The sequence below is a fragment of the Streptomyces sp. 2-1 genome, from assembly GCF_048564895.1.
In the GTDB taxonomy this organism is placed as follows: Bacteria; Actinomycetota; Actinomycetes; order Streptomycetales; family Streptomycetaceae; genus Streptomyces; species Streptomyces phaeochromogenes.
Genome location: NZ_CP183383.1, coordinates 8724791 through 8750610, shown reverse-complemented (window position 1 = coordinate 8750610; position 25820 = coordinate 8724791). Strand labels below are relative to the sequence as shown.

Genomic DNA, 25820 nt, shown 5'->3' with positions numbered 1-25820 from the left:
ACTGTCTCGTTCGTTGCCTCAGCCTCAGGTCGTGGTCCAGGTGCGCAGCAGCGTGTCGAGGGAGTCCAGGGTCCAGGCCCAGGACTCCTGCGAGGGGACGGCGGTGTGACTGAAGGCCCCGGCCATCTCCAGGCTCACGTAGCCGTGGAAGACGCTGCCCAGCATCCGGACCGCGTGCGTCTGGTCCGGCTCCGTCAGGTCGTAGCCGCGCAGGATCGCCCGCGTCATCTGCGAGTGCCGCACCGCGGCACTCGCGGCCGCAGTCTCGGGGTCGAGCCTGAGCCGGGCGGCGTCGTAGCGGCCAGGGTGCGCCCGGGCGTAGTCGCGGTAGGCGTCCGCGAAGGCGGCCAAGGCGTCCCTGCCGGCCCGGCCGGCCACGGCGGCGGCGACCCGGTCGGCGAGTTCCTCCAGCGCGAGCAGGGCGATCCGGGTCTTGAGGTCGTGCGAGTTCCTCACGTGCGAGTACAGACTCGCGACCTTGACGTCGAACCGCCGGGCGAGCGCCGAGACGGTCACCTGGTCGAAACCGACCTCGTCGGCCAGCTCCGCCCCCGCCCAGGTCAGACGCTCCGTGGTCAGCCCCACTCGAACCATAACCATCCTCCCTCTTGCCGACAACCATTATGCATTTGCCTAACACCTTTAGGCAAATTAGCCTGGCTCTTATGAAGCCGCTGACCGAGCAAGAGATCCGTACCGCGTTCGTGAACTGCACCAAGGGCGAGTCGAAGCGCCTGTCCATCCCCCGCGACCTGGCCGAACGGCCCTGGGACGAGCTGGACTTCCTCGGCTGGCGCGATCCCCAGGCCCCCGACCGCGCCTACCTCGCCACCGAGCTGGACGGCCGCCCGGTGGCGCTAGCGCTGCGCGGCGCCGGCGCCGCTTCCTGGCAGACGCGGCGCAGCATGTGCTCGATATGCCTGACCACCCACACCGGTGGCGTCTCGCTCCTCGTCGCCGCGAAGGCCGGCAAGGCGGGGCAGCAGGGCAACTCCGTGGGCGCCTACATGTGCAGCGACCTCGCCTGCCCGCTGTATGTGCGGGGCAAGAAGGACGCGGGCGTCGGCGCGCGGCTCCCCGAGTCGCTCACCCTGGAGGAGAAGATCGAGCGGACCGTCGCGAACCTCGGCGCGTTCATCGCCAAGGTCACCGCGTGAACCAGCCGACAGTCACCGCGTGAAGCAGCCGGCGCCGGGCAAGGCCGACCCGGCGTCTAGTGGTCCGCCGCGGTTTGGCCGGCTGTCTGCGCGGCCCAGGAGGCGAGGATGCGCAGCCGGTCGTGGCTGGGGGTGCCGGGCTCGGCGGTCAGGGTGATGAGCTGCTGGTCGGGATCGGCGGTGGAGGTGAGGAACGACCAGTCGAGGGTGAGCTCCCCCACGATCGGATGGTTCAGGACCTTCGTGCCCGTGCCCTGGACCGCGACGCGATGGGCACCCCACCACCGCCTGAAGTCGGGGTCCTGGAGCGACAGTTCACCAACCAACTCGACCAGCCGTGGATCCTGCGGGTCACGGGCGGCCTCCATGCGCAGCTGCGCCAGGCTCGTCTGTGCCACCCAGTCCCAGTCCGGGTACAGCGCCCTGATGGCCGGGTCGCGGAAGACCAGCCGTACGAAGTTGCGCTTGTTCTCGGGGATCCGCGCGAAGTCGGTGAACAGGGCGGCGGCCATGGGGTTCCAGGCGAGGATGTCCGTGCGCCGGCCCAGGACGACGGCCGGTGTGGTGGCCAGGTCGTCCAGCAGACGCCGTAGCTGCGGCTCGACCTTCTGCGTGGTCCGTCGGCGGGGCCGGGCCGCGTCCTTGCCCGACAGCTCGAACAGGTAGGCGCGCTCGCTGTCGTCGAGCCGGAGAACACGCGCGAGGGTGTCCAACACCGGTTCGGAGGCCTGGCGGCGGCCCTGTTCCAGGCGCGTGTAGTAGTCGGCGCTGATCGACGCCAGCAGGGCCACTTCCTCCCGGCGCAGCCCCTTGACCCTGCGCCTGCCGCCCGGCGAATCGGGCAGCCCGACCTGGGCCGGGCTCAGCTCCATGCGCCGCGCCTTGAGGAAGGCACCCAGCTCACTGTGGTGCGCGTTGCCGCTGCTCATAGGTACGAGTCTTACAGACGGCCATGCCTGTGACAGGGGGCCTGACGTGTCCCAGGACAGGGCTGTCCGAGGACAGAAGTCGCCCCTTATCCGCCTGCGCACCGGGTGCGAGTGTCGATGACGTGACCGGCGGACGGACCTCCCCGAAGCCGTCACGGCAATTCGGCACCCGCACCCGCACCCGCACCCGCACCCGCACCCAGGAGACACAGGAACATGAAGGCCGACGTCACCTTCCCCAGCAACAACCTCACCCTCGCCGGGATTCTCTTCACTCCCGATTCTCCCGATTCTCCCGGTGCTCCCGGTACTCCCGATGGCCACGTCGGCGGCCGGTTGCCCGCCGTCGTCATCTCCCATCCCGGAGGCGGCGTGAAGGAGCAGAGCCCGAGCATCTACGCCGAGCGGCTGGCCGCTGCCGGGTTCGCCGCGCTCGTCTTCGACGCCGCCCACCAGGGCGAGAGCGAGGGCGAGCCGCGCGGTCTGGAGAACCCGTTCCAGCGGGCCGAGGACATCAAGTCAGCCGTGTCCTACCTGACCACCCGCGACGACATCGACCCGGACCGCATCGGGGCTCTGGGCATCTGCGCGTCCGGCGGCTACGTCCCCTACGCGGCGCAGACCGACCACCGCATCAGGAGCGTCGCCACGGTCAGCGCCACGGACATGGGCTCGGTGATCCGTGAGGGACTGGGCCGCACACAGGACCCGGCGGTCCTCGCTGCCATGCTCGACCGGGCCGGTGCCCTGCGCACCGCGGAAGCGCGCGGCGCGGCCCCGCAGTTGGAGGCGTGGATTCCCGACAACGCCGAGGAGTTGCTGGAGACGGCCACCAGGCAGTTCCGGGAGACGTACGACTTCTACCGCACCCCGCGCGGCCACCACCCCCGCGCCATCCAGGGGTGGGTGCTGCGCAGCGTCGACCTGCTCGCCCAGTACGACTCGTACGCGCTGATCCGGCTCATCTCGCCCCGGCCCCTGCTGATGATCGCCGGTTCGGAGGCGGAGACCGCCTACTTCAGCCGGGAGGCGATCGAGCGGGCGGCCGAGCCCAAGGAACTGTTCGTCATCGATGGCGCCACCCACATCGACCTGTACGACAGGGACGAGTACGTCACCCCCGCCGTCGCCAGGCTCACCGAGTTCTTCGGCAAGCACCTGGCCGGCTGACCGCCCGCGATCCGAGACCGGAATCCAAGGCCGGGATCCAAGGCCGGGATCCAAGGCCGGGACCCGCCGCCTCGCTTGCTACCATCTCCAGGTTTCTGGCTAGAACCCTTAGGAGATGGTTGATGATGGCCCGTGCCGGGATCACGGCCGACCGGCTCGTCGAGGCCGCCGCCGATCTCGCGGACGAGGTCGGCTTCGAGAGCGTCACGCTGTCCGCGCTGGCCCGCCGGTTCGGTGTGAAGGACGCGAGCCTGTACTCGCACGTCAGGAGCCTGCACGACCTGCGCACCCGGGTGGCGCTCCTCGCGGGTGGCGAGATGATCGACCGGATCTCCACGGCGGTGGCCGGACGGGCGGGCAAGGACGCCCTGGCCGCCTTCGCCGACGCCTACCGTGCGTACGCGCTGGAGCGGCCGGGCCGGTACGCGGCCACCCAGATCCGTATCGACCAGTCCCTCGTCGCCGCGTCCCCCGCCTTCGCCCGGACCGCCGAGGTCACGTACGGGATGCTCCGCGCGTACGGCCTCGACGAACCCGATCTCACCGACGCCGTCCGCCTGTTGAGGAGCACGTTCCACGGCTACTGCGCCCTGGAGGCCTCCGGCGGCTTCGGCGCGCCCCGTGACGTACAGGCGTCCTGGAACCGGACGATCGACGCGCTCCATGTGCTGCTGGAGAACTGGCCGACGACGAACGCCCGTAGTGGCGAGGACAACTGACTGACCTGCCACGATGAACTCGCGCCTTTCACCCGTGAGTTGCCCGTGAGTTGCCCTTGACCTGCCCTACCCCAGGTGCCCCCCTGACCACTTAGACTGGAAACTTCGCCGGTTTCAGGTGCCGCCCTGGGGGAGGGAGCGCGCAGTGTCCCAACAGCAGCTCCGACGCGGCCCGTCCAGGCCGGATCCCGATCCGCATCTGCCCCACGGCCCGCGCCCCGCGCGAATCGTGCGCTGGCTGGGCGGCCTGGGCTGCGCGGCGGCCGGTTACGCGGTGTTCCAGTCCCTGGTCGGGGTGCTGCCGGGCAGTATCGACGGGGAGTCCGCGCGGTACGCGATCGCCGTGGTGAGCGGGCTCGCGACGGCCGTCGCGGCCTGGCTGTCGGCGGCGCTGCTCCGGTCCCGGTACGCGGACTCGGACAACACCCCTGCATTGACAGGGCAGTTGACGGGCACCGGCTCCGCCCTTTCGGGGCCGGGACCGCTCTCCGCGCTCTTCTCCGCCGCGTACGACACCCTCGCCGAACAGGTCTGCGTGGTCGACGACCCGGTCCGAGGGCGGCTCACCGGGTGGTCGCACTCCCTCGGCGAGAGCGGTCCCGGCCGGCCGACCTCGGTGGGTACCGCGTACGGCCTGCACATCATGCTCGACCTCGGGATGCCCGAGGGCCGGATCGGCGCGGGCGACCTGGTGGACACGCTGTGGCGGCTGCGGCTGCCCGACGGCGGCTGGTCGGCGCGCTCGCAGGGCTCCCAGGCCCGCCCGGAGGTGACCGCCCTGGTGCTGGGCGCGCTGGCCCGGGCGGGCGCCTCGCGGGAGCGGCTGGCCGCCGAGGTGGCGGTCTGCGAGGCGGGCTTCACCCATGAACTGGACCGTACGGGGCGAGAGTTGACGCATGTGGTGACGACCGTGCTGCGCGGTCTGCTGCGTGCCGCGCCGGATTCGGACGCCCTGCCGCTGCTGCGGGACGCGCTCATCGAGGGCGCGGTCACCGATCCGCGTCGCCAGCACCGCCGCTGCTGGGGCTACCGGCTCGCGCCCTTCCACGGCCCGCCGTCGCCGCTGCACACCGCACAGGCCGTGGTCGCCCTGGACCGTGCGGCCCGGGTGCTGGGCGGCGAGAGCGCCAACGGCCGCGCGGCCCGTGAGGACGGCGTGCGCTGGCTGCTGGCCTGCCCGGACGCCCCGCACGACGCCTGCCTGGATCTGGCCAACCTCCGCGAGGAGGTGCGCAGGCCCCGCACCGACGACCCGTCCCGCCACGAGGTCCTGAACGTACGGCACTTCACCGCCTCCTGGGTCGTCCGCGCCCTGCTCACCCCCGGCGCCCGGGACATCGCGCGCGAGGACGGCCTGGAAGAGGAGTGGCGGGAACGCCTGAGCGGCGCGGTGAGCGCGGTGTGGGCGGGACAGACGGACGGCATATGGACCTGGGTCCGCGACGACACCAGCGAGCTGCGTCGCCCCATGTGGATGACCTATCAGGGTCTATCGGCGCTGCGGGCGCATGCCGTATGGGTATACCAACCGAATGGCTGAGACAGGAGAAGCGTGCATGGGTGGTCGGCAGGTCCTGGCGGCGCGGAGGCTGCTCGCCGAGGCACTGGACGGCGAACTGCCCGAACACGAACGGGTGTTGGCGGCCCGCGCGGTCGTCGCCGAACTGGGCTCCCCCGACCGCCTGTTGGAGCTGACCGCCGAACTCGCCTCCGGCGAGGGCGATCCGGACGGCTGCGCCCGGTACTCGTACCGCCATGTCCTCGGCTTCGACAAGCTCCTGCTCATCGACGGCGGCCCGCACCACATGCTGCGCGCCCATCTGTGGCACGCGGGGCGCGGGGCCATCGGCAAGGAGGACATCCACAACCACCGTTCCCCGCTTGCCTCTTATGTCGTACGGGGGCGGCTGGCGATGGAGCTGTACGCGCCCCGGGAGGGCGGCAGCGTGGAGGCGGACCGCTACCGGGAGTCCTTGGCGGAGGAGTCGGCCGACTGGCTGCTGGAGCCGACGGGCCCGGCCCGGCTGCACCTCACGCAGGTCGCGGAGTACGCGGCGGGCAGCACCTACGCCCTGCCGGCGCACACCCTGCACCGGGCCTGGTGCGACACGGCCGAGCCGACGGTGACGCTCTTCCTGGAGACGGGGAACGGACGGCGGCAGCACACCGACGTGTTCACGGCGGCGGGTCCGCATCCGGAGGCAGTGCCGAAGGTGCCGCTCGACGTGGCCGACTATCTGGCCGAACTCGACGCACTGGCGGAGTTGCTCAGAAGCTCGTGAGGGCCTGTCGGACGATGTCCAGGTTGTACGCGTCGATGTCGACGCTGTGCAGCTCGGCGGGGCTCAGCCAGACGTACTTCTGATCCGGCTTCTGGAGGGTGATGTGCCAGGAGAGGGGCCTGACCAGGAAGTTGTCCTGCCAATTCTTGATCTCGTGCCCCTGGTACTCGCTCACGAACGACGATTCGCCGACCTTCCGGACGACCTCGCCGAGCAGGCCCGTCTCTTCCTTGAGCTCCCGCAGCACCCCGTCCTCGGGACTCTCGCCGGGCTCCAGCTTTCCGCAGGGAACGCCCCACACCAGGGGCAGGAACCGCTCGGTCTCACTGCGGCGCACCAACAGCACACAGCCTTCGTGCATCACGACGGCAGCCGCCAGTCGCTTGTCGCCGGGGATCTCCATGTCCATGGTTCCTCGGTCCCTCGGTTCCTCGCCGGTCGGAGTCCACAGGGTTCTATACCCACGAAAACATCAACGCTACCAGGGTCACCCAAGGGTGTCCGGCCGTTGGGAGGCGGGCCGTACGAACGCCTGCACCTCGTCGTACGTCGGTGCCGGCCCCTCGACGGACCGGCCCGCCCGGATCAGGGCCGCCGTCTCCACCGCCGCGCCCAGCGCCCTGCGGTAGAGGAGCGAGCCGAGGCTGATACGGCGTACGCCCAGGTCGGCGAGAGCGGGCACGGTCGGACCCGTCGGCGAGTAGAGGATGTTGAGGGGAACGTCCAGGGTCTTCAACAGGGCGGTGATCCGGGACGGTTCGGAGAGGCCCGGGACGAACACGCCGTCGGCGCCCGCCTGTTGGTAGGCGTCGAGGCGGCGGCTCGTGTCGTCCATGTCACCACCGACATCGCTCATGACACCGCTCATGGCATCGCTGCCATCGCTGTCACCCCCGTTGCCCAGCCAGTGGGTGTCGGTCCGGGCGTTCACGAACAGGCCCGGTACGGCGGACTTCACCGCCGCGATCTTCGCCGCGTGGAGTTCGACGGGTGCCAGGGTGCCGTCGGGGCGGCCGTCCTCCAGGTTGATGCCCGCGGCTCCTACGGCGGCCAGTTCGCGGGCCACCCCGGCGACCTCGTCCGGGTCGTCGCTGAAGCCGCCCTCGGCGTCGACCGAGAGGAGGAACGGGCCGCTGCCCAGTGCCAGGGCCAGGTTCAGCGTCGCGTCGCGGGTCGCCGCCGTCCCGTCGGGCAGTCCGACGGCCGCGGCCACTCCCAGGCTGGTCGTGCCGACCGCCGCGAAGCCCTGGGCGGCCAGCGCTGCCGCCGAGGCGTGGTCCCAGGCGTTGGGGAGCAGCAGCGGGGTGTCGGCGTGGTGGAGTGCGGCGAAGGCGGTCACGGCGTGCCGCCCAAGTCACCTACGGCGTCGGCGTAGTAGGTGGATCCCGTGAGGTGGAAGGCGAGTTGGCGGAAGGTCCAGCCCTCGCCGGGCGAGTGGTCGAGCTGTTCCTCGGTGAGCACGGACAACCGGTTCGCCCACATCCGGGCCAACCGGCCGAGCCTGCTGCGGGCCTCGTCCAGGTCCTCCTGCGTGAAGGGCGCGAGATCGGCCGGTGTGGTCGTCGCGGAGGCGTGCCAGTGGTCGGGCAGCGGGCGCTCGCCGACGAGCCGGGCCTCCAGTTCGGCGAGGTGATCGACCAGGTGGTCGGCGACCCTGCGGACGGCCTTGTGCGGGGTGTAGACACGGTCGTCGACGTGGGCGGGCGTCCCGTCCCAGACGGTCCAGGTCGCGGCCAGGGCCAGGACGTGGTCGACCATGGCGGTGAGGGCTTGCGCGGGGTCGCGGTCGTCGGTGGCCGGGGCATCCTCCACCGGCGCCGCAGGTGCTGTCGGGGCTGCGGGGGCTTCAGCCGCTCCGGGTACTGGGTGTGCTTCGGACGTGGTCATACGGCAACGCTAGGGGCGGAACGCTTCGGCGCCCGCCGAACAGTCCGGGACCCTGAGGCGGACCCCATCCCTCCGTGCAACCCCGGCCAGGACTCGGGCGTCTCAACCAGCGCCGGGCACCCCTGCGTGCTCAGTACGGGGGAGGACGGCGCGATGGCCGACAAGGGGAAGCACGGTTTCGTCCGGAGCGTGCGCCGGTTCTTCTGGCTGCCCCGGGACATGCCACGTCGTCCGGCCGCGGCGCTGCCCCTGGTACGGGCGTGGCTGTTCGCGTTGGCTGTCGGGGCCCTCTTCGCGGTGTTCACTCCGGACGACGACGTCCTGACGCCGTCGATCATGACGGTGGTCGTCTGGGTGGGCACGCTCGACGACGTGGGCAAGGGTGTGCGGCACCGCTGGCCGGCCTTCCTGATCTCGGGAGCGGCCTGCTGGGGTCTCGCCCGGCTGCTGTCCACGATGGAGCCGGGTCTCGACGATTCCCACTGGGGCGAGTTCGCCGTCTTCGCTCCGGCGACGGCGGTGTTCGTGGCCATGTTCGTCGGGATCACACGGCTGCCGCAGAACCCACGCCTGTGATCCGCACGCTCAGGCACCCGGTCGGGTGGTCCTGACCGCGACCGCCCCGTCGTCCAGCCGGGCCCGCACCTCGCGCCCACCGCGCCAGCGGACGTGGAGCTCGTTCGTCCCGTCCACGACGGTCACGGTCACCGACTCCCCCAGCGGAACGGGGGCCGGCTCGGCGGTGAGACGGGCGAGCGCGACGAAGACGGTGTCGGCGGCGGACGTGACGCCGGTCAAGCCGTCGGACGCGCTCAACAGTCCCTGGACTGGCTGGAGTTCGGCACGCGCGCCGCTCTCCCCCGCCGCCCATCCTGTAACCCGTACCGCCGTTCCCTCGGGCGCGCCCGACACCCGGAACGCGCGTACCTCCACCGCGCCCTCGGCCAGCACGAGGCTCGTCACGCGGGCACCGGAGGCCGTCGTGTGCCGGGAGGCCGCCCAGCCCTCACCCACGCCCAACGGCTCGATGCCGGTGCGGCTCGGGTCGTCTCCGACGATCACGCTGTTGTCGTACGACGGTGAGGGCGTCGTCACCGTCGAGTACGCGAGGCGCGTGTAGTACGGGTCGTAACGGACGTCCTCGCTGCCGTGGTTGTGGAGGCGGACCAGGCCGTCCGAACTCGTCGACTGAAGAAGCCAGTTGGGCGGGCCGATCGGGCGGGACTCGTCGGCCCGGTCCGTCGGTCGGGGCTCCTCGGTCGCCGTCCACACCTCGTGGTCCGGCGGGAGCAGCAGGCCGAGGAAGCCCTTGCTCGCCCAGTACGGGGAGGCGGGGCCCGAATAGCCTTGCAGGACAGCCGAGTTGGGGCCGTGCCAGCCGAGGGTGAGCAGGCCGCGGTCGTCGACGGCTCCCCGGTCGAGGAAGTACTTCAGCGCGCCGGACGCCAGCCGCCGCGTCTCGCCCGGCGACAGGGGCGTACGGCCGGTGAACGCGCCCAGCCAGAGGGGGGCGGTCGTCGCGAAGCGGTAGGTCAGTGAGCGGCCCTGGTGCATCGGTGCGCCGTCGCCGCCGAACAGGCGGGCGTAGTCGGTGAGATGGGCCGAGAGGCGGCCTCCGTAGAGGTCCAGCAGCCGCTCGTCGTCGGCCAGCCAGGCGTGCAGCACCGAGTACAAGTGCATCGCCCAGCCGTTGTAGTAGTCGAAGGCGCGCCCGTCGCCGTCGGTGTACCAGCCGTCGCCGACGTACCACTGCTCGATGCGGTCGAGGCCCCGGTCGATCGCGGCACGGGACAGCGTGGGCTCGTACCCGATCTCCTCCAGGAAGCCGCCGACCGTCACCGGGAACAACTCCCAGTTGCAGGGCCATGGTTCGGCCGTCAGCGCGTCACCGAGCCAGGCCGCGGCCCGCTGCCGTACGCCGTCGTCGAGGCGGTCCCATAGGAGGGGCCGGGTGAGGCGGAGGGCTAGGGCAATGGAGGCGGCCTCGACGAGGGGCTGGCTGCGGTCCTCGATGCGCGGCCAGATACCGGCCGTTCCGGCGGCGAGACCCTCGGCGTACCGCTCCAGGGCCTTCTCGTCGCGGCGGAAGGCCGCCAGCATCAGCGTACGGGCGTATCCCTCCAGGCCGTCGGAGAGGCGGCCCGACCAGCTCGTGTGTTCGCCGGGCAGGTGGTAGAGGGCGCGGTCCTCGGTCGCGTACGGTTCCACGGCCGCGAGCAGGGAGTCGGCCGCCGCCTCCCAATGCGCGCGCGTGTAGCCGGTGTACGGGCTGAGGGCGCGGTCCTCGGGGATTCCGGCGGGGCAGGCGGGGCCTGCGGGGCTTGAGGAGCCTGCGGACATCGGTCGGGCTTCCTGTCTCGCTCGGGTGGAACGGGCGATACCTGGGACGCCCCGGTTCCGGACGGGACGCCCCAGGAGTCCAGCTCACCTCACCAGGCGCTCGGGCACCAGGTGTTGGGCAAGTAGTTCGTCGCGGACAAGTTCCGCGTACGCCGTCGCTCCGTACGCGGAGGTGTGTGTGTTGTCCCTTTTCTCGTTGTAGAGGTAGAGCGCCTTGGAGCCCTCGACACCCAGCGACTCGACCAGGGCCTTCGTCCTGGCCGTGAGGTCGATGAGCTGCACGTCATGCGCTGCGGCGACCGAGCGGGTGACGGCCGGATGGTCGACGCCGAGGCCGTTCACCAGCAGGGCCGTGCCGTTGTTGAGAGTGCCGTCGCTGTTGAACCAGCGGCGGACGATCGGGGTGACCAGAACCGGTCGGCCACCCTTGTCCCGTACGCCCGCGACGAGCGCTTCGAGGTTCGCGCGGTACGTCGCCTCGTCGGTCTGCTTGTCGTTGTGGGCGAGCTGGATGAGGACGAGGTCGCCCTTGCGTATCAGCGGCTGGACGGTCGCGAAGAGCCGCGGGTCGGCGAGATAGGTGACCGTACTCTCCCCGGAATCCCCGTAGTTGGCGACCGAGACGCCCTTGCGGAGGTACTGCGGGAGTTGCTGGCCCCAGCCGGAGTAGGGGTCGCCCGGCTGGTCGCAGACCGTGGAGTCGCCGACGAGGAAGATCTGGCGGGTGTGCCGGACGGCGGCCGGAGTGACCCTGATGTCGGCGAGCGCGGGCGCCGAGCCGCCGACGACCAGGTCGAGGCCGGGCGTGCCCTCGACGCCGGTGGGTTCGCCCTCGGGTGTGCGGACGTTCACGGTGAAGGTGCGGGTCACCGGCTCGCCCGCCCCGGTGGGCGTCTCGGCGAGCAGGGTGCGCCGCGTCTCGCCCGTGATGCCGGTGCTCGCCGCGGTGTCACCGCCGAGCCGGACGCGTACGTCGTACGTGCCGGGCGCCACGTCGAAGTGGCATGCGGTCGCGGTGCAGTTCTCCATCCCCATGCCCGACCCGCGGCCGTGTGCGTGGGCCGGGACGGCGGAGAGGGCCGTGGCGATGGTCAGCGTGGCCAGGAAGGTGATCGTCGTGCGTCTCAACGCGACTCCTCGATTCCGTCAAGTCCCTCGGGTCCACTGCTGGTTGGTCGCTCCGCTGCACGTGTACGTGATGATCGCGGCGGAGTCGGCCGTGGAAGCGCCGTTCACGTCCAGGCACTCGCCGCTCGCGCGGGAGGTGATGGTCACGTAGGAGCCGCTGGTGGTGAGCGACCACTGCTGGTTGGTCGCCGAGGAGCTGCAGTTCTCCTGGGTGACGGTGTTGGCGTTCTCCTGTACGCACAGGGAACTGCCCCGCACGTTCAGCTGGTAGTAGCCGCTGCCCAGGGACTTGAACCAGTACTTCTGGTTGTTGCCGCCGTTGCAGGTGTACTGCTTGATCTGGGCGCCCGCCCACAGCGACTGGCTGGTCACGTCGGCGCACTTGGCGGAGTGGCGGGCGATCAGTGTGTTGTAGGTGGCGCTGGTTCCGGTGACGGTCCCGGCGGTCGCGTCGACGGTGACCTCCGGGGACCAGGACATGGACATCGTCGTCGAGCTCGGGAAGGTCAACGGCAGCCACACGTAACGGGAGTCGTTGACCGTGCCGCCGAACGCGTTGCCCCAGCGGTCGCCCATGTAGAGGTACGAGGTGCCCGAACTCCCTTGTACAGGAAGGACGTACGCGGTCTGTGAGCCGTAGGTCGTCGAGTCGCCGACGTTCGTCATGGCCGTCCACGGACCGGCGATGCTGGTGGCGGTGGCGTACTGCTGCTGGTTGGGGTTCCAGCCGGTCGCGCCCGAAGTCAGCATGAAGTAGACGCCGTTGCGCTTGAAGAGCGCCGGGGCCTCGCGGTGGCCGCCGTGCCAGGGGTCCGCGACCAGGCTCGCGATGCCCGTGTAGTCGGCGGTCAGGCGGTAGATCTGGAGGTCGTAGTTCTCGCGGGCCGCGGAGATCATGTAGCCGGCGCCGTCCGTGTCCACGAACACCGTGATGTCACGGGACATGTGCGTGCCGAGCGGCCGGAAGCTGCCCTGCCAGGTGTAGTTGCCGTCCACGGTGTCCGACACGGCGACCGCCGCGCGGGCCTCGCCGTAGTCGACGCCGTTCTCCTTGTGCATCCACATCACGAACTTGCCGGTGGACGCGTTGTACATGACCTTCGGCCGCTCGATGTTCGCGGTCGCCAGTTCCGGGTCGCTCGCCTCGGTGAGGACGTGGTTGCGGAACTCCCAGTTCTTCAGGTCCGTCGAGCGGTAGGCGTCCACGTACCGGAACGTGTTGTCGGTGTTCCGGTTCTCGCCGAACCAGTAGTAGTACGAGCCGACCTTGATGACCCCGCCGCCGTGTGCGTGCAGGGGGTTGCCGCTGGTGTCGGTGAACTGGGTGCCGTTGGTGACGGTCTGGGGTGCCGCCTGGGCCGGACCGGCCGTGGCGAGGGCGCCGGCCAGCGCCAGACAGAGGGCCAGGAGTACCGCGTACGCACGTCTCATCTCAGACACTCTCCTTCGAGGTGTCGGCCACGGGGATGCCGAAGTCGGGGGTGCCGTCGGGCTTCCAGCCGAGCCGTTGAATGCGGGTGTGCCGGTTGGGGTCGTTCAGCGGGTCGCCGACGATGTCCTTGTACTGGCGGGCGTGGTAGACGAGGACGTCGGTGCGGCCGTCCTCGGCGACGGTGAAGCTGTTGTGGCCCGGGCCGTACTGCTTGGTGGTGTCGTTGCTCGTGAAGACGGGGGTGGGCGACTTGGACCAGTTCGCGGGGTCCATGAGGTCGCTGTGGGCGTCGGCGGTCAGCAGACCCATGCAGTAGTTGAAGTCGGTGGCGCTCGCCGAGTACGACATGAAGACGCGGCCGTTGCGCTTGATGACCGACGGCCCTTCGTTGACCTTGAAGCCGATCACTTCCCACGGCAACTCGGGTGTAGTGAGCCGAACTTGAGGACCTGTCAGGGTCCAGGGGCTCGCCATCTCAGACAGCCAGACGGCGGTGTTGTTGTCCATGCCGGGCTCGTGCTGCGCCCAGGCGAGGTAGCGGGTGCCCCGGTGGGTGAAGGTGGTGGCGTCGAGGGAGAAGGTCTCCCACGCCGTCTTCAACTGGCCCTTCTCGACCCACTCCCCGCGGAAGGGGTCGCGGCTCGCGTTCTCCAGCACCCAGATACGGATGGCCCAGATGTCGTTCGCGGGCGCGGCGGCGAAGTAGACATACCACTTGCCGTCGATGTGGTGGATCTCCGGCGCCCAGATGTGCGCGCCCATGTCACCGCTCGCATGCTTCGTCCAGATCACCGACTCGGCGGCGCCGGTCAGCCCGCGCAGGGTGCGGGAGCGGCGCAGGATGATCCGGTCGTACTCGGGGGCCGTGGCCGTGAAGTAGTAGTGGCCGTCCCGGTGTCGGTGGATGTGCGGGTCGGCTCGGTTGCGGACGAGCGGGTTGACATACCGGCCGCCGGATCCGGCCCCGTTCGTGGCGGCCTCGGCGGCTGCGACCCCGGCCCCGGGGACGGCCGTGAGGGCGCCCGCGGCCAGGGCGCCCTTCAGGAGGAGTCTGCGGCTGGGGACTTCGGACGGGTCGACGTCGTCATTGCGGCTCATGCGTGTGCCCCTCCACGCTCAGGTTCACAATTTCGAACAACATCTGACATTAAGAAACGCCGAAACCGTAAGGGTCCGTTCCGGGGAGGTCAACGGTTCGGGAGAGAACCGGGGAGCGAAACTTTTGCGACCGAAGTTTCTGTTATCCGCCCCGGGCCACGCCCGTCTCCACGGACGTGAACAAGAACATCCGCGTACCGGCGGCAGGGATTCGCGTACGGGCGGCGGGAGTCGGCGGAGCGCTCGCCGTCGTCGTCGCGACAGGAGTCATGGCACCGGGCGCGGTCGCGGCACCCGCCGGGGCGAAGGACGTCACCGCGGCGGTGCTCGCCGACCGGGACGTGACGCTGAGCGGCGACACCGTGGTGACCGTGCCGGCCGGGGAGACCACGTACGACGGGGTGTTCCGGGGCGAGGGCACGCTCACCGTGCGCGGCTCCGGCACCCTGGTCCTCACCAAGGACAGCGACTTCACGCTGCCCAAGTCCCGGCAGCGGCAGCGGGTCGCCACCCAGGGCGGCAACCACCCGTACACCACCGTGAGCAACCCGGACCCGCCCGCGATCACCGTCGAGCGCGGGGCGACCCTCCAGTACGGCACGGGCGGCGGCACGGGTCTGATCGGGCACTTCCCGTACAACACCCCCGGCTACCAACTGAACCAGCTCAACGTCAGGGTCGACGGAACCCTGCGGCTCTCCCTCGTACGGACCTTCAACCTCGGCACGATCAGCGGCTCGGGGCTGGTCAGCCAGCCGCGGTTCATGTGGGGCAAGCTCGACATCGCGGGTACGCACCCGTTCACCGGGGTGATCGACAACGGCACCGCCATGGACGCGGGCAAGTCCGAGTACCCGGTGTCCCTGCCGAACGCCCGCGCCGTCCTCAACCAGGGCACCTGGACCGTCGACACCCCGCTCGGCCAGACGGTCACCCTGCGGCAGAACTTCTACCAGCGGGAGTACGGCAGCGACATCAACGTCCAGTCGCGGCCCGGCAGCAAGGTCGTACTCACCGGCCAGTACAGCTGGTCGAACCAGGGCGGCGACACCAACCCCTCGCTCAGCGACCCGGCGCTCAACTGGCGGCCCGCGACGAAGAACGTCAACAAGCGCGGCACCAACATCAAGGGTGCCAACGTCCAGTGGGGCGACGGGACCACGAACAAGATCTTCATGCCGGGGACGGCCGAGACCGTCTACATCAACCTGCTTGCCGCCAGGGCCCGTTCACTGCTCACCTTCGACTACAACGGACCCGTGACGCTCGGCGCGCCCATCGGCGGCGGCCGGTTCCACGACACGCTGTCCGCGCCCGGCGCCGGGGACGTCGTCATCAAGGGAACCAAGGGCAACGACGTCACCTTCGCCGCCGTCCAGTTCTACGACGGCTCCACGACCGTCCAGAAGGGCGCGGTTCTGCGGCTGGGCAGCGGGAAGGCGGGCGGCGACGGCGGGCTCTACACCAAGGGCGATCTGTACAAGGTCGTCAACGACGGGTCGCTGGTGCTCCGCAACACCTCCAAGTCGCCGGCTCTGTCCCGGATCAGCGGCAGCGGGTCCCTCACGCAGTCGGGTGCGGCCACGACCACACTGACGGGCCCGGCGGTGACGTACACCGGGACGACGACCGTCACGAAGGGCACGCTCGCTCTCGACGGGACGGGCCTGGCCCGCAGCAGGGCGATCCGCCTCACGGCCGCCGGCGCACGGCTCGACGTCCGCAAGGCACCCGGCGCGGCGCTGAACCTGACCACCTCCCTGTCCGGCAAGGGCACGGTCGTCGGCTCTGTGACGAGTACGGGCAAGGTCTCGGGCGGGGTGACGGTGACCGGGGACTACAGGCAGCGGGCGGGTGGTCAACTCGTCGTAGGGGGTGGGGCGTTGAGGGTCGGGGGCAAGGTCGCGTTGGCGGGGAAGCTGGACGCCCGCTCGGCCACTCCCTCCAAGGCGAAGGCCGACGCGAATACGAAGGCCGACGCCAAGACAAAGACGAACACGGTCACGCTGATCGACCACTCGGGCAAAGCGAAGACGACCGGCACGTTCACCGGGCTCAAGGAAGGCGCCGCGGTCGAGGTCGGCAAGGCCAAGTACCGGATCAGCTACCGGGGCGGTGACGGCAACGACGTCGTACTGACCGCCGCCACCACCGCGAGCCCGTCCGCGACCGCCCGCGCCGCCGCGGAGTCGGCCGTACCGAAGGCCGCGCGTACGCAGAACGCTGCCGACGAGAGCCCCATACCGCATGCGTGGTGGTTGATCGCCGCCGCGCTGGGGCTGCTGGCCACGCTGATGATCCCGGTGACCAGGCGTCGGCGGGCGCGTGGGAAGGGCGGACGGCACGCGTCGGCGCGGTGATCCGCGGTGATTCGCGGGGAGGGGACACCCGTTCCAGAGCTCGTGAGGCTCGGCGGGCGACCGTGTTCAGCGGGGGAAACCCAGGTCGTCCGCGAGCCGCCGCGCCTCGTCCGCCCAGTCCGCCAGGAACGCCAGCACCACTCCGCGTTCCCGGTAGCGGCGCTCGGCCTCGACGGTACGGCCGCCGCCGTAGTCGAGCTGCCGCTCGTCGCTCGCGCGGGACAGCATCAGGGCGGTGAGCCAGTCGTACTTGACGGCGGAGGCGCACACACCGAGGCGGACCAGACGCTCGTCGCCCTGCCAGCCGCCCGCACGCAGGCCGCGTACATAGGCCTCGTACACGGCGGTCGCCAGCTCGGGGAGCCGGGCCGCGGGCAGGAACAGGTCGAAGACCGTGTCCGGGATGTAGTTGCCGATGTCCTCGCCGAGCGCGCCGTCACCGGCGAACGCCCAGTCCAGCAGGACGCTTTCGCCCTGGCGCGAGACGAGGTTGGCGGGCCACTGGTCGAGGTGGCTGAAGACCCGGGGCAGTGACTCCATGGTCCGCAGGAACCACTCGCGTTCGCGGTGCAGCCGCACCATCCGCTCGCGCAGTCCGTCGGGGAAGTGGTCGCGTACGAGGGGCTGTTGCCATGCCGTGTCGTCGTCGAGCAGCTCCCGGCCCACCGTCTGGCCGGAGGTGTAGTCCCGCAGGAAGCGGCGGCTGAGCCAGGGCCGGTCGAGGACCACGCCGTCCGCCAGTGCCCTGCCGTGGGCGGCGCCGAGCCGCTCGGCGTGCCGGGCGTGCCGCGCGACCGGCCATGACGTGGCGGGTTCGCCTTCGCGTACGTCCTCCAACCACAACGCCACTTCTCCGTTGGGCCGTTCGACAGACGCCAGCAGGTCGGGCGCGGTGATGCCCCACGGCTGCCAGACCCGAGCGACCCCCTCCTCGTACACATGGGCCTCGCGCCGCCAGAAGTTCCAGTGGCGCGGGTCCTCCGAGGCCGCCCAGGTCTCGGTGGTGTCCTTGGCGCGCGTCAGCAACTTCAGGACGGCGGAGCGCCCGCCGGCGGCGACGCGCCAGACGCCGGCCGTGACGCCGTTCCTGGGGTTGTGCGTGAGGGGCGTGAACTCGGCCTGTTCGGGCGGGAGTTGGAAGACATCGCGGACCTCGTCGGCGAGCTGCGGGGTGAGCGGTGCGGCGTCACTCATGCGGTGATCCTAAAAGGCCGGGCGGGCCGGGGCCGGGAGGACGGCACCCGGCGGCCGGGAGGACGAGCCCCGGCCGGTGCGCGGAGAAAAACCCCGCGCGCACTCCCCCGTCCCCTTGCTACCGTCCCCGTCATGAAGCGCGCCCATATGACGACGACGCCGGAGAGTGTCCCGGCGCGCTGACTCATGAGCCAGTCCGAAGCCCCGGGGCGAGTGCCCCGGGGCTTCGGCGTTCCCGGTCACTCGCCCGGACATCTTCCCGTCCACGAGGAGACCACCACCATGAACGACAACATCACCGACAGCGGCCCCGGCCAGGACCACGGCAACCGTCACGACCACCGCAGACTCGGCCGTGAGCTGGACCTGTTCGACACCGATCCGCTGATCGGGGCGGGGCTGCCGTACTGGCTGCCCGACGGCGCGACCGTGCGGCACACCCTGGAGGAGTACATCCGCGGGGAGGAGCGGCGGGCTGGCTACCGGCACGTGTACTCGCCGGTGCTCGGCAAGCGCGAACTGTACGAGATCTCGGGGCACTGGTCGCACTACAGCGAGGACATGTTCCCGCCGATGGAACTGGGCTCGGAGCAGGTCGTGCTGCGCCCGAGCCTGTGTCCCCACCACGCGGTCATCTACCGCTCCCGACCGCACAGCTACCGTGAACTCCCTTTCAGAATAGCGGAGTTGGGCGGCATGTACCGCTCCGAGCTGTCCGGCGTACTCGGCGGCCTCACCCGCGTACGGGCGATCCAGCTCAACGACGCGCACATCTTCTGCACCCTGGACCAGGTGGCCGACGAGGCGGGGGCGGCGCTGGAAATGATCCGCCGGGCCTACGAGGCGCTCGGGATCGACCCGGTCCGCTACCGGCTCTCGCTGCCCGGCCCCGGCGGCAAGTACGTCGCCGCCCCCGAGCTGTGGCAACGGTCCACCGCGCTGCTGACCGAGGTCCTGGACCGCTCGGGGCTGCCGTACGAGGCGGCCGAGGGCGAGGCCGCGTTCTACGGTCCGAAGATCGACGTCCAGGTCGCCGACGGCGCGGGCCGGGAGTCGACCCTCTCCACCGTGCAGGTCGACTTCCACCAGCCCGAGCGGTTCGGCCTGCACTACATCGGCGCGGACGGCGCCAAGCACCGGCCGGTCATGGTCCACCGCAGCATCATCGGCAGCGTGGAGCGTGCCGTGGCGCACCTCGTCGAGCAGCACGGCGGGGCCTTCCCGCCCTGGCTCGCGCCGACCCAGCTGGTGATCCTGCCGATCTCGGACGCGGAGCTCCCGAACGCCGCCGCCTTCGCTCGCCGCTGCGCCGAACGGGGGCTGCGGGCCGAGGTCGTCGGCCCGGAGAGCGGCAGCCTGGGTGCCCGCATCCGGGAGTCCCGTCTGGTCCCGTACCAGGCGGTGATCGGTGCGAAGGAGGCCGTGGACGACCGGGTGGCACTCCGTCTGCGCGACGGCCGCCGTCTCGACCCGCGACCGGCCGAGGAGGTCGTCGACCGGGTCGCGGCACTGACCGGGGCACACAGCGCCGAACTGTGGGACGGCTCGGCCTGACCAGGGCCTTTGGGTCAGGTCGCTCCGGAGGCCGCGGCCGGTAGTTCCACCGTGATGCGGATCCCGCCGTCGGGGCGCGGGGTGAGGGTGAGTGTTCCGTCGTGGGCGTGGGTGATGGTCTTGACGATGGCCAGGCCGAGGCCGACGCCCGCGTGGTCGGTGTGTACGCGTTCGGTGCCGCGCTGGAATCGTTCGGTGAGGGTCGATGCCTGCTGTGGGGTGAGTTTCTCGCCGGTGTTCTCGACGGTGAGCACCACGGTGTCGGGGCGGGCGCCGGTGTCGACCCACACCGTGCCCTGTTCGGGCAGGTTGTGGACGATCGCGTTGTGTACGAGGTTCGTGGTCAGCTGCAGCAGGAGCGCGTGCGATCCGAGGGTGGGCGTGATGTCGCCGGAGGTTTCGAAGGTGACGCCACGCTTCTCGGCGAGGGGGAGGAGTGTCTCGATGGCCTCTTCCGCCAGGAGGGACAGGTCGACGCGTTCCCGGGTGAAGGACCGCTGGTCGGCGTGGCTGAGCAGGAGCAGTGCTTCGGTGAGGTCGATCGCCCGGGTGTTGACGGCGTGGAGGCGGTCGATGACCTCGCCGGGGTCCTGGTCCGGATCGGCGCGCGCCACGTCGAGGAGCGCCTTCGAGACCGCCAGCGGGGTGCGCAGCTCGTGCGAGGCGTTGGCCGCGAATCTCTGCTGTTCGGCGACGTGCGCTTCGAGCCGGGCGAGCATCGCGTCGAAGGCGTCGGCGAGCTCGCGGAACTCGTCCTTGCGGCCCGGCAGCCGGATCCGGTGGGAGAGCGATCCCTTCGTGGCGGTGCGGGTGGCGTCCGTGATGCGGGTCAGCGGGGCGAGCATGCGGCCGGCGAGGATCCACCCTCCCAGGAGACCGAAGAAGAGAAGGAACACCAGTACCGCTGCCGCCCTCGGAGCGAAGACGTCCAGGAGGACGGACCGGATGGGAAAGACACCGTCGGGCCTGTCGTCGGGGTTCTTGAGCATGGCCCGATCGGGGACGTAACGCAGGAGGAACACCCACACCGCCCCGAGCAGCAGGACGCCGGCGATCATGAGGAATCCGGCGTAGCTGAGGGTGAGTTTGAGGCGGACGCTCACACCGGGCCGCCTATCCACGGTCACCTCCCCCGTGTCCGGGCCTTTGTCCGGGCCCGTGTCCGGTCTCGTGCCCGGCCCCCTGCCCGGCCTCCGGTTGCGTGTCGATGCGGTAGCCGACGCCCGGCACGGTGGCGATGATCCAGGGTTCGCCGAGCCGCTTGCGCAGGGCCGAGACTGTGATGCGCACGGCGTTGGTGAACGGGTCTGCGTTCTCGTCCCACGCGCGTTCCAGGAGTTCTTCGGCGCTGACGGTGCCGCCTTCGGCTGCGACGAGGACTTCGAGCACGGCGAACTGCTTCCGCGTCAGCGCGACGTAGCGGTCGTCGCGGTAGACCTCTCTGCGGAACGGGTCCAGGCGCAGACCCGCGATCTCCAGCACGGGCGGCCTGTTGTGGGCGCGCCTGCGGTCGAGTGCTCTGAGCCTGAGCGCGAGTTCCCGGAGTTCGAAAGGTTTCGTGAGGTAGTCGTCGGCGCCGAGCTCGAACCCGGAGGCCTTGTCGTCGAGCCGGTCGGCGGCGGTGAGCATCAGGATCGGCATGCCGCTGCCGGAGGCGACGATGCGTTTGGCGATCTCGTCACCGGAGGGGCCGGGGATGTCGCGGTCGAGGACGGCGATGTCGTACGTGTTGATGCTGAGCAGTTCCAGAGCGGTGTCGCCGTCACCCGCGAGGTCGGCCGCGATCGCCTCCAGGCGCAGGCCGTCGCGGATGGCTTCCGCCAGAAAGGGCTCGTCCTCGACGATCAGCACACGCATACGCCCGATGCTACGAGCCGACGCATATCGCCGACATATCGAAAACCGCATACGTGCCCGCAACACCACACTGCCTTGACTGGGGGCATGTCCAGCAGCGAACCAGCAGGAACAGGAACCGGCCGTGGCCGGCTTCGGCCCCGTCGACCGGGAGCCTCCACGCGATGACGACCACCCCCCAGCAGGACACTCAGGAACCCGTGACCGCCGACGCGCGGGACACGGCGGAGGTCGGTCAGGGCGGCGCCGACTCCCGGGACGGCGACTCCCGGCGTGACGACTCCCGATATGGCGACTCCCAGGACGGCGACTCCGGTGGCTGGCGCGCGGGCATCCGCCGGGCGATCCGCGCCGTCTCCCGGCCTGAGCCCTGGAAGCGCGGCCCGGTCCTCGCGGCGCTCGCGCTGCTCCTCGGCCTGCTCATGCTGCTGCACGCGCGGATCCCGGACGGGCTGAAGAACGTCGGCAGCCTGGTGGAGACCTTCCTGCCGTGGTTCGGACTGTTCGTCCCCGTGCTGCTGGCCGGGGCGCTGTGGCGCCGCTCGGCCTCCGCGGTGGTCGCGCTGCTGCTGCCGGTCACGGTGTGGGTGGCCCTCTTCGGCGGCGTGCTCAGCGACAAGTCCCACCCGGGCGGCGACCTCACCGTGGTCAGCCACAACGTCGGCGCCGGCAACCCCGACCCGGCCGGCACCGCCCGCGACCTGGCCGCCTCCGGGGCGGACGTGCTGGCGCTGGAGGAGTTGACCGGGCAGGCCCGGGGCGCGTACGAGAAGGGCCTGGCGAAGGCGTACCCGTACCACGCGGTGAAGGGCACGGTCGGGCTGTGGAGCAAGCGCCCGCTGTCGGACACCCGGACGGTCGACGTCGCGATGCTGGGCATGGCCGGGCCGCTGGCGAGGAACCTGTCGGCCGAGGAGAAGGCGGCCACACCCCGGGCGCTGCGCACCACGGTGGCCACGGACCAGGGGCCGCTCGCGGTGTACGTGGCCCACCTCGGGTCCGTACGCGTCAATCCCAAGGCGGGCCTGTCGACGAGCCAGCGGGACGACGGCGCGCAGAAGCTCGGCGAGGCCGTCGCCGCCGAACCGAACGAGCGGGTGGTGCTGCTCGGCGACCTGAACGGCACGACGGACGACCGCGCGTTCGCCGGCCTCACCTCACAGCTGCGCTCGGCCCAGGAGACGGCCGGGGACGGCTTCGGCTTCAGCTGGCCGGCGGGCTTCCCGGTCGTACGGATCGACCAGATCCTGGTCCGCGGCGTGGAGCCCCAGAGCTCATGGGTACTGCCGGACACCGGCAGCGACCACCTGCCGGTGGCGGCCAGGATCAGCTGGTGAACACCGCGTACCCCTCCAACTCCACCTGAGCCCGTACTACAGCCGCCAATCGCACCGGAGGGGAACACCCGTGCGGCAGGATGGCTCCCATGATTCGTGCCGTGCGTGCCGTACGTGTCCTGCCGCTGCTGCTCCTGCCCCTGCTGCTCGTTTCCTGCGGTACGGAGGAGGCGGGGGCCGGTGCCGACACTGGCAGCACGGCCGATACCGGCACGGGCAAGGCAGGTGCCGACAAGGGCACGGGCAGCTCGGCCGATCCCGCTGATCCCGACGAACTCGCCGCCCGTGCAGGGGCCTTGGGGATCGCGCCGGAACTCGTCTATGTCACCGAGGCCCCGGGGTTCGCCGTGGCCGAGCAGTCGGTCGGGGTGCTCGGAGGCGACGGGTTCCATGCCGCGTACTTCTCCCAGAAGACCCACGCCCAGCTCGAACTCTACGTGGACCGGGGCACGTTGACCGCGGAGAACTGCCCGCAGACCCAAGTGGGCCAGGGGTCGGACGAGTCGGTCGCCTGTGAGCGGGACGGGGACGCCTGGTACCGGAAGGCCGGTGGCCGGCACGAGTACGCCGTACCCCGCGACGGCCATGTGATCCGGCTCGTCGGTGACGCCAAGCGGCTGGACCGCGCCGTGCTGCGCAAGGCCGCAAAGGCGACCCACCACCCGGACGCCGCCGAACTGACCGCCCTCCTGCCACCGGCGCCCGAGGGCACCGCCACCGAGCCGGTCGAGCGCGGGGACCTGCCGCCGGTCGGCGACGGGGCACCCAACAACGAGGTGGGCGCGTCGGGTTGAGCGACCGGCCCGCCGGACCGAAAATTTCGAAGTCCCGCCCGCTCCCCCGGCCCTCCGCCCCGCGCGCCGGCGCGCCATAGAGTCGGGCCCCATGGCAGCGCAGCACCTCGAACCCCGTGTCCTCGTCCACACCCGCACCACGGACTACCGCCACGAGTCGATACCCGACGGCATCGCCGCCGTACGGTCGCTCGGGGCCGCGCACGGCTTCACCGTCCACGCGACGGAGGCCCCCGACTTCTTCGACGCCCCCGTCGGCCCGTACGCCGCCGTCGTCTTCCTCTCCACCAGCGGCGACATCCTGACGCCCGTCGGCCGGGAGCACCTCGCCGCGTACGTCGAGGCGGGCGGCGGCTTCGTCGGGGTGCACGCGGCGGCCTGTACCGAGTACGACTGGCCCTACTACGGCGAGTTGCTCGGGGCCAGGTTCGCGCGGCACCCCGAGCACCAGCCGGGCAAGGCGGTGGTGGAGGACCGGGGTCACCCCGCCACCCGACATCTGCCCGCCGTCTGGGAGTTCACCGACGAGTGGTACGACTTCCGCACGAACCCGCGAGGTTCGGTGCGCGTGCTCGTCTCCGCCGACGAATCCTCGTACGAGGGAGGCGGCATGGGCGCCGACCATCCGCTCGTGTGGTGCCGCGAACAAGGCGCCGGCCGGGTCTTCTACACCGCCCTCGGCCATGCCTCGGAGGCCTACGAGGACCCGGACTTCCGGCAGCACCTGCTCGGCGGAATCGGCTGGGCGGGGCGAATCCGCACTCCGTGAGGGGCGAGCGGCCCCTCGGTCGTCACCCCCGCCGCACGCCTCCCGGCCGCCGAAGCCGCCGCACGACCGACAACGGCACCGCGCCCGGCCTATGCGTCTTCCGGTCGGTTGGGTCGGCAGGGTCGGCCGTGATCTCCGAGGCGGCGAACTCGGCCTCCCACAAGGCGAGTTCGCGATCCCGCGGCCCGTGCACGACCGCGGGCTCCCCCGCCCCGAAGACCCGTACCGGATGCGTGTCGTCCCACATCGGCCACCCCGGATCCCCCTCGACGGCGAACCGCACCCACGCCGAGTGCATGTCATCCGCGAGAGACTGCGGCGCCCCGGGCCCCGCGAGCTTCGCCGCCTCGGGCACGTCGGCCGTGTCGAAGACGAAGCCGAGCTCCAGGGCGTGGCAGGCGCCTAGGCCGGGGACGTTGGAGGGCCAGGCGAACTCGTAGACGTACGAGGGTGCGGGGTGGGCGTCGGCCAGGCGGTGCAGTGGTACGCGGAGCAGATGGTCGGTGACCAGCTGGCCCACCAGGTCGGCGGTGCTCGCGTCGGGATGGGCGAGCCGGTAGCCGCGCGGGACCTCGGGGCCGCAGCGGCAGCGGGCCATCGCGCCGGCCAGGGCGACCGGGCCGAGCCGGTCGATGCGTTCCAGGAGGCCGGTGGGCGCGAGCCACAGCCGGTACTCCTCGCTGGTCCAGCCCAGCAGCAGGTCGACGTCCCGGGCCGCGCCGCCGTCGAGCAGCGCCTCCAACGGGTCGCGTGACACGAGGTCGCCGTCGACGACGATGCCGAACGCGGGACCCCCGAGGACCGGGCTGGCACGGCGGCCGACCTCGGCCTGCGCCTCGGCCAGGGCGGCCCGGTCGACTGCGGCGAACGCCTCGGCGGTCGCGGGGATCTTCAGCCGCGTGGCCATCCGCCGTACCAGGCGCCGCACCTTGTCCCGTTCCGTCACCTCGGGCGGGCCGCTCTGCAGCGCGGCCCGCCGGAACAGCCCCTGGGCGTGCGGGCTCGCCAGCAGCGCACCGATGCTGATCGCGCCCGCCGACTCGCCGAAGACCGTCACGCGGTCCGGATCACCGCCGAACTCGGCGATCGCGTCCCGCACCCACTCCAGCGCGGCGAGCTGGTCGCGCAGGCCCGGGTTGGCGGGGGCGTCCGGGAAGAGGCCGTAACCCTCCACGCCCAGGCGGTAGTTGAGGGAGACGAACACCAGGCCGTCGCGGGCGAAGGACCGGCCGTCGTACACCGGGACCGCCGACGAGCCGCGGGTCAGCGCCCCGCCGTGGATCCACACCATGACGGGCAGGCGGGCGCCCGGGCCGGGCTCGGGCGTCCACACGTTCAGGTTGAGGATGTCGTCGCCCGGCACGACCGGGTCGGCGAGCAGCTTCGCGAAGGCCTCGGAGTACGGGGGCTTGGGCGGCGTCGGCCCGAACTCACCCGCGTCGCGCACGCCGTCCCACGGCTCGGGCGGGACGGGCGGCCGGAAGCGGCGGGGGCCGAAGGGAGGGGCGGCGTAGGGGATGCCTCGGAACACGGCGAGACCGTTCTCGTAACGGCCTCGGACGGCACCGTACGGGGTGCTGACCACCGGACCCTCGGTCATTCGACCATCTCCTCACCTGAGCGGGAACCACAGGGCCTGCCCCCTCAGCGCATCACACATCCCCTGTGTCACGCAGCCCCAGGGCGGTCCCGGAGCTGTCCCGGTGCAGCCCCAGAGCTGCTTCCGGCCAGTTCAGGACGGTCCCCTGAAGCGCGAAATCCGCCGTGCGGCCGTCCGTCCGGCAGGGCCGGCGACACGGCCAACCCGCCCAGG

Annotated in this window: 24 protein-coding genes; 11 read left to right on the top strand and 13 right to left on the bottom strand. The window is 71.1% G+C overall.

The window, feature by feature from the left end:
* Window positions 1–24 precede the first annotated feature (24 nt).
* Window positions 25–594 (bottom strand): TetR/AcrR family transcriptional regulator, encoded by a 570-nt coding sequence (locus ACN20J_RS38535; RefSeq protein WP_189840712.1) that lies wholly within the window; start codon window positions 592–594, stop codon window positions 25–27.
* 71 nt (window positions 595–665) lie between these two features.
* Between ACN20J_RS38535 and ACN20J_RS38530 the strand changes: the two genes are divergently transcribed.
* Window positions 666–1157: an FBP domain-containing protein gene (locus ACN20J_RS38530; protein ID WP_419667691.1), complete on the top strand. Its 492-nt coding sequence runs from the start codon at window positions 666–668 to the stop codon at window positions 1155–1157.
* Between the two features lie 56 nt (window positions 1158–1213).
* On the opposite strand, the gene ACN20J_RS38525 is transcribed toward ACN20J_RS38530, so the two are convergent.
* A complete protein-coding gene (locus ACN20J_RS38525) occupies window positions 1214–2086 on the bottom strand; it encodes a helix-turn-helix domain-containing protein (RefSeq protein WP_419667690.1) in 873 nt (290 codons plus the stop codon).
* A gap of 216 nt (window positions 2087–2302) precedes the next feature.
* On the opposite strand from ACN20J_RS38525, the gene ACN20J_RS38520 reads away from it, so the two are divergent.
* The 4 genes from ACN20J_RS38520 (at window position 2303) to ACN20J_RS38505 (ending at window position 6257) form a co-directional block, all read left to right on the top strand.
* The gene (locus ACN20J_RS38520; protein ID WP_419667689.1) at window positions 2303–3256 is read left to right on the top strand and encodes an alpha/beta hydrolase; all 954 of its coding nucleotides are present in this window, start codon (window positions 2303–2305) and stop codon (window positions 3254–3256) included.
* A 125-nt stretch (window positions 3257–3381) separates the two neighbouring features.
* The gene (locus tag ACN20J_RS38515) at window positions 3382–3975 is read left to right on the top strand and encodes a TetR/AcrR family transcriptional regulator (RefSeq protein ID WP_361915279.1); all 594 of its coding nucleotides are present in this window, start codon (window positions 3382–3384) and stop codon (window positions 3973–3975) included.
* A 145-nt stretch (window positions 3976–4120) separates the two neighbouring features.
* Entirely contained in the window at window positions 4121–5515 is a 1395-nt protein-coding gene (locus ACN20J_RS38510; RefSeq protein WP_259333596.1) for a hypothetical protein, read from the top strand.
* 16 nt (window positions 5516–5531) lie between these two features.
* Window positions 5532–6257, top strand: coding sequence for a hypothetical protein (locus ACN20J_RS38505; RefSeq protein ID WP_419667688.1), 726 nt, complete (start codon window positions 5532–5534; stop codon window positions 6255–6257).
* Here the strand turns inward: ACN20J_RS38505 and ACN20J_RS38500 are convergent.
* The 3 genes from ACN20J_RS38500 to ACN20J_RS38490 form a co-directional block, all read right to left on the bottom strand.
* Window positions 6244–6666 (bottom strand): NUDIX hydrolase, encoded by a 423-nt coding sequence (locus ACN20J_RS38500; protein WP_190227032.1) that lies wholly within the window; start codon window positions 6664–6666, stop codon window positions 6244–6246. The two genes, ACN20J_RS38505 and ACN20J_RS38500, sit on opposite strands and share 14 nt — an antisense overlap.
* A 78-nt stretch (window positions 6667–6744) precedes the next feature.
* Window positions 6745–7596, bottom strand: a complete 852-nt coding sequence (locus ACN20J_RS38495; RefSeq protein WP_419667687.1) for an isocitrate lyase/PEP mutase family protein — start codon at window positions 7594–7596, stop codon at window positions 6745–6747.
* Window positions 7593–8015 (bottom strand): hypothetical protein, encoded by a 423-nt coding sequence (locus ACN20J_RS38490; protein WP_419669029.1) that lies wholly within the window; start codon window positions 8013–8015, stop codon window positions 7593–7595. Before ACN20J_RS38490 ends, ACN20J_RS38495 begins: the two co-directional genes overlap by 4 nt.
* Before the next feature lie 282 nt (window positions 8016–8297).
* On the opposite strand from ACN20J_RS38490, the gene ACN20J_RS38485 reads away from it, so the two are divergent.
* A complete protein-coding gene (locus ACN20J_RS38485) occupies window positions 8298–8720 on the top strand; it encodes a hypothetical protein (RefSeq protein WP_189840705.1) in 423 nt (140 codons plus the stop codon).
* Between the two features lie 9 nt (window positions 8721–8729).
* On the opposite strand, the gene ACN20J_RS38480 is transcribed toward ACN20J_RS38485, so the two are convergent.
* The 4 genes from ACN20J_RS38480 to ACN20J_RS38465 all read right to left on the bottom strand — a co-directional run bounded on the left by ACN20J_RS38480 (window position 8730) and on the right by ACN20J_RS38465 (window position 14142).
* On the bottom strand, window positions 8730–10484 hold the full coding sequence (locus ACN20J_RS38480; protein WP_419667686.1) for a DUF2264 domain-containing protein: 1755 nt from the start codon (window positions 10482–10484) through the stop codon (window positions 8730–8732).
* A gap of 84 nt (window positions 10485–10568) precedes the next feature.
* Complete coding sequence (locus ACN20J_RS38475; RefSeq protein ID WP_189840703.1) at window positions 10569–11612, bottom strand: rhamnogalacturonan acetylesterase; 1044 nt, start codon at window positions 11610–11612, stop codon at window positions 10569–10571.
* Window positions 11613–11630: 18 nt separating this feature from the next.
* Complete coding sequence (locus ACN20J_RS38470; protein WP_419667685.1) at window positions 11631–13043, bottom strand: RICIN domain-containing protein; 1413 nt, start codon at window positions 13041–13043, stop codon at window positions 11631–11633.
* Between the two features lies 1 nt (window position 13044).
* A complete protein-coding gene (locus ACN20J_RS38465; RefSeq protein ID WP_419667684.1) occupies window positions 13045–14142 on the bottom strand; it encodes a family 43 glycosylhydrolase in 1098 nt (365 codons plus the stop codon).
* A 269-nt stretch (window positions 14143–14411) separates the two neighbouring features.
* Here ACN20J_RS38465 and ACN20J_RS38460 point away from each other — a divergent pair, with 269 nt between their 5' ends.
* Entirely contained in the window at window positions 14412–16502 is a 2091-nt protein-coding gene (locus ACN20J_RS38460; RefSeq protein ID WP_419669028.1) for an autotransporter, read from the top strand.
* 66 nt (window positions 16503–16568) lie between these two features.
* Here the strand turns inward: ACN20J_RS38460 and ACN20J_RS38455 are convergent, their stop codons facing one another.
* Window positions 16569–17696 carry an aminoglycoside phosphotransferase gene (locus ACN20J_RS38455; RefSeq protein WP_419667683.1) on the bottom strand — a complete coding sequence of 376 codons (1128 nt, stop codon included), beginning with the start codon at window positions 17694–17696 and terminating at the stop codon, window positions 16569–16571.
* A gap of 282 nt (window positions 17697–17978) precedes the next feature.
* On the opposite strand from ACN20J_RS38455, the gene thrS reads away from it, so the two are divergent.
* The gene (thrS, locus tag ACN20J_RS38450) at window positions 17979–19250 is read left to right on the top strand and encodes a threonine--tRNA ligase (RefSeq protein WP_419667682.1); all 1272 of its coding nucleotides are present in this window, start codon (window positions 17979–17981) and stop codon (window positions 19248–19250) included.
* 14 nt (window positions 19251–19264) lie between these two features.
* Here thrS and ACN20J_RS38445 read toward each other — a convergent pair whose 3' ends face one another.
* Complete coding sequence (locus tag ACN20J_RS38445) at window positions 19265–20371, bottom strand: sensor histidine kinase (RefSeq protein ID WP_189840698.1); 1107 nt, start codon at window positions 20369–20371, stop codon at window positions 19265–19267.
* Window positions 20364–21107 (bottom strand): response regulator transcription factor, encoded by a 744-nt coding sequence (locus ACN20J_RS38440; RefSeq protein WP_189840697.1) that lies wholly within the window; start codon window positions 21105–21107, stop codon window positions 20364–20366. Before ACN20J_RS38440 ends, ACN20J_RS38445 begins: the two co-directional genes overlap by 8 nt.
* A gap of 164 nt (window positions 21108–21271) precedes the next feature.
* Between ACN20J_RS38440 and ACN20J_RS38435 the strand changes: the two genes are divergently transcribed.
* From ACN20J_RS38435 to ACN20J_RS38425, 3 genes are all read left to right on the top strand, one after another.
* Complete coding sequence (locus ACN20J_RS38435; protein ID WP_189840696.1) at window positions 21272–22444, top strand: endonuclease/exonuclease/phosphatase family protein; 1173 nt, start codon at window positions 21272–21274, stop codon at window positions 22442–22444.
* Between the two features lie 101 nt (window positions 22445–22545).
* Window positions 22546–23238, top strand: coding sequence for a hypothetical protein (locus ACN20J_RS38430; protein WP_308437151.1), 693 nt, complete (start codon window positions 22546–22548; stop codon window positions 23236–23238).
* Between the two features lie 91 nt (window positions 23239–23329).
* Entirely contained in the window at window positions 23330–24007 is a 678-nt protein-coding gene (locus ACN20J_RS38425; RefSeq protein ID WP_419667681.1) for a ThuA domain-containing protein, read from the top strand.
* Window positions 24008–24029: 22 nt separating this feature from the next.
* Here ACN20J_RS38425 and ACN20J_RS38420 read toward each other — a convergent pair whose 3' ends face one another.
* The gene (locus tag ACN20J_RS38420) at window positions 24030–25607 is read right to left on the bottom strand and encodes a carboxylesterase/lipase family protein (protein ID WP_419667680.1); all 1578 of its coding nucleotides are present in this window, start codon (window positions 25605–25607) and stop codon (window positions 24030–24032) included.
* Window positions 25608–25820 lie beyond the last annotated feature (213 nt).

What these genes read in the sequence shown, in the direction of transcription:
- ACN20J_RS38535 (WP_189840712.1), bottom strand. Translation starts at nt 594, where the DNA reads ATGGTTCGAGTGGGGCTGACCACGGAGCGTCTGACCTGGGCGGGGGCG.
- ACN20J_RS38530 (WP_419667691.1), top strand. Translation starts at nt 666, where the DNA reads ATGAAGCCGCTGACCGAGCAAGAGATCCGTACCGCGTTCGTGAACTGC.
- ACN20J_RS38525 (WP_419667690.1), bottom strand. Translation starts at nt 2,086, where the DNA reads ATGAGCAGCGGCAACGCGCACCACAGTGAGCTGGGTGCCTTCCTCAAG.
- ACN20J_RS38520 (WP_419667689.1), top strand. Translation starts at nt 2,303, where the DNA reads ATGAAGGCCGACGTCACCTTCCCCAGCAACAACCTCACCCTCGCCGGG.
- ACN20J_RS38515 (WP_361915279.1), top strand. Translation starts at nt 3,382, where the DNA reads ATGGCCCGTGCCGGGATCACGGCCGACCGGCTCGTCGAGGCCGCCGCC.
- ACN20J_RS38505 (WP_419667688.1), top strand. Translation starts at nt 5,532, where the DNA reads ATGGGTGGTCGGCAGGTCCTGGCGGCGCGGAGGCTGCTCGCCGAGGCA.
- ACN20J_RS38500 (WP_190227032.1), bottom strand. Translation starts at nt 6,666, where the DNA reads ATGGACATGGAGATCCCCGGCGACAAGCGACTGGCGGCTGCCGTCGTG.
- ACN20J_RS38490 (WP_419669029.1), bottom strand. Translation starts at nt 8,015, where the DNA reads ATGGTCGACCACGTCCTGGCCCTGGCCGCGACCTGGACCGTCTGGGAC.
- ACN20J_RS38485 (WP_189840705.1), top strand. Translation starts at nt 8,298, where the DNA reads ATGGCCGACAAGGGGAAGCACGGTTTCGTCCGGAGCGTGCGCCGGTTC.
- ACN20J_RS38480 (WP_419667686.1), bottom strand. Translation starts at nt 10,484, where the DNA reads ATGTCCGCAGGCTCCTCAAGCCCCGCAGGCCCCGCCTGCCCCGCCGGA.
- ACN20J_RS38470 (WP_419667685.1), bottom strand. Translation starts at nt 13,043, where the DNA reads ATGAGACGTGCGTACGCGGTACTCCTGGCCCTCTGTCTGGCGCTGGCC.
- ACN20J_RS38465 (WP_419667684.1), bottom strand. Translation starts at nt 14,142, where the DNA reads ATGAGCCGCAATGACGACGTCGACCCGTCCGAAGTCCCCAGCCGCAGA.
- ACN20J_RS38460 (WP_419669028.1), top strand. Translation starts at nt 14,412, where the DNA reads ATGGCACCGGGCGCGGTCGCGGCACCCGCCGGGGCGAAGGACGTCACC.
- ACN20J_RS38455 (WP_419667683.1), bottom strand. Translation starts at nt 17,696, where the DNA reads ATGAGTGACGCCGCACCGCTCACCCCGCAGCTCGCCGACGAGGTCCGC.
- thrS (WP_419667682.1), top strand. Translation starts at nt 17,979, where the DNA reads ATGAACGACAACATCACCGACAGCGGCCCCGGCCAGGACCACGGCAAC.
- ACN20J_RS38440 (WP_189840697.1), bottom strand. Translation starts at nt 21,107, where the DNA reads ATGCGTGTGCTGATCGTCGAGGACGAGCCCTTTCTGGCGGAAGCCATC.
- ACN20J_RS38435 (WP_189840696.1), top strand. Translation starts at nt 21,272, where the DNA reads ATGACGACCACCCCCCAGCAGGACACTCAGGAACCCGTGACCGCCGAC.
- ACN20J_RS38425 (WP_419667681.1), top strand. Translation starts at nt 23,330, where the DNA reads ATGGCAGCGCAGCACCTCGAACCCCGTGTCCTCGTCCACACCCGCACC.
- ACN20J_RS38420 (WP_419667680.1), bottom strand. Translation starts at nt 25,607, where the DNA reads ATGACCGAGGGTCCGGTGGTCAGCACCCCGTACGGTGCCGTCCGAGGC.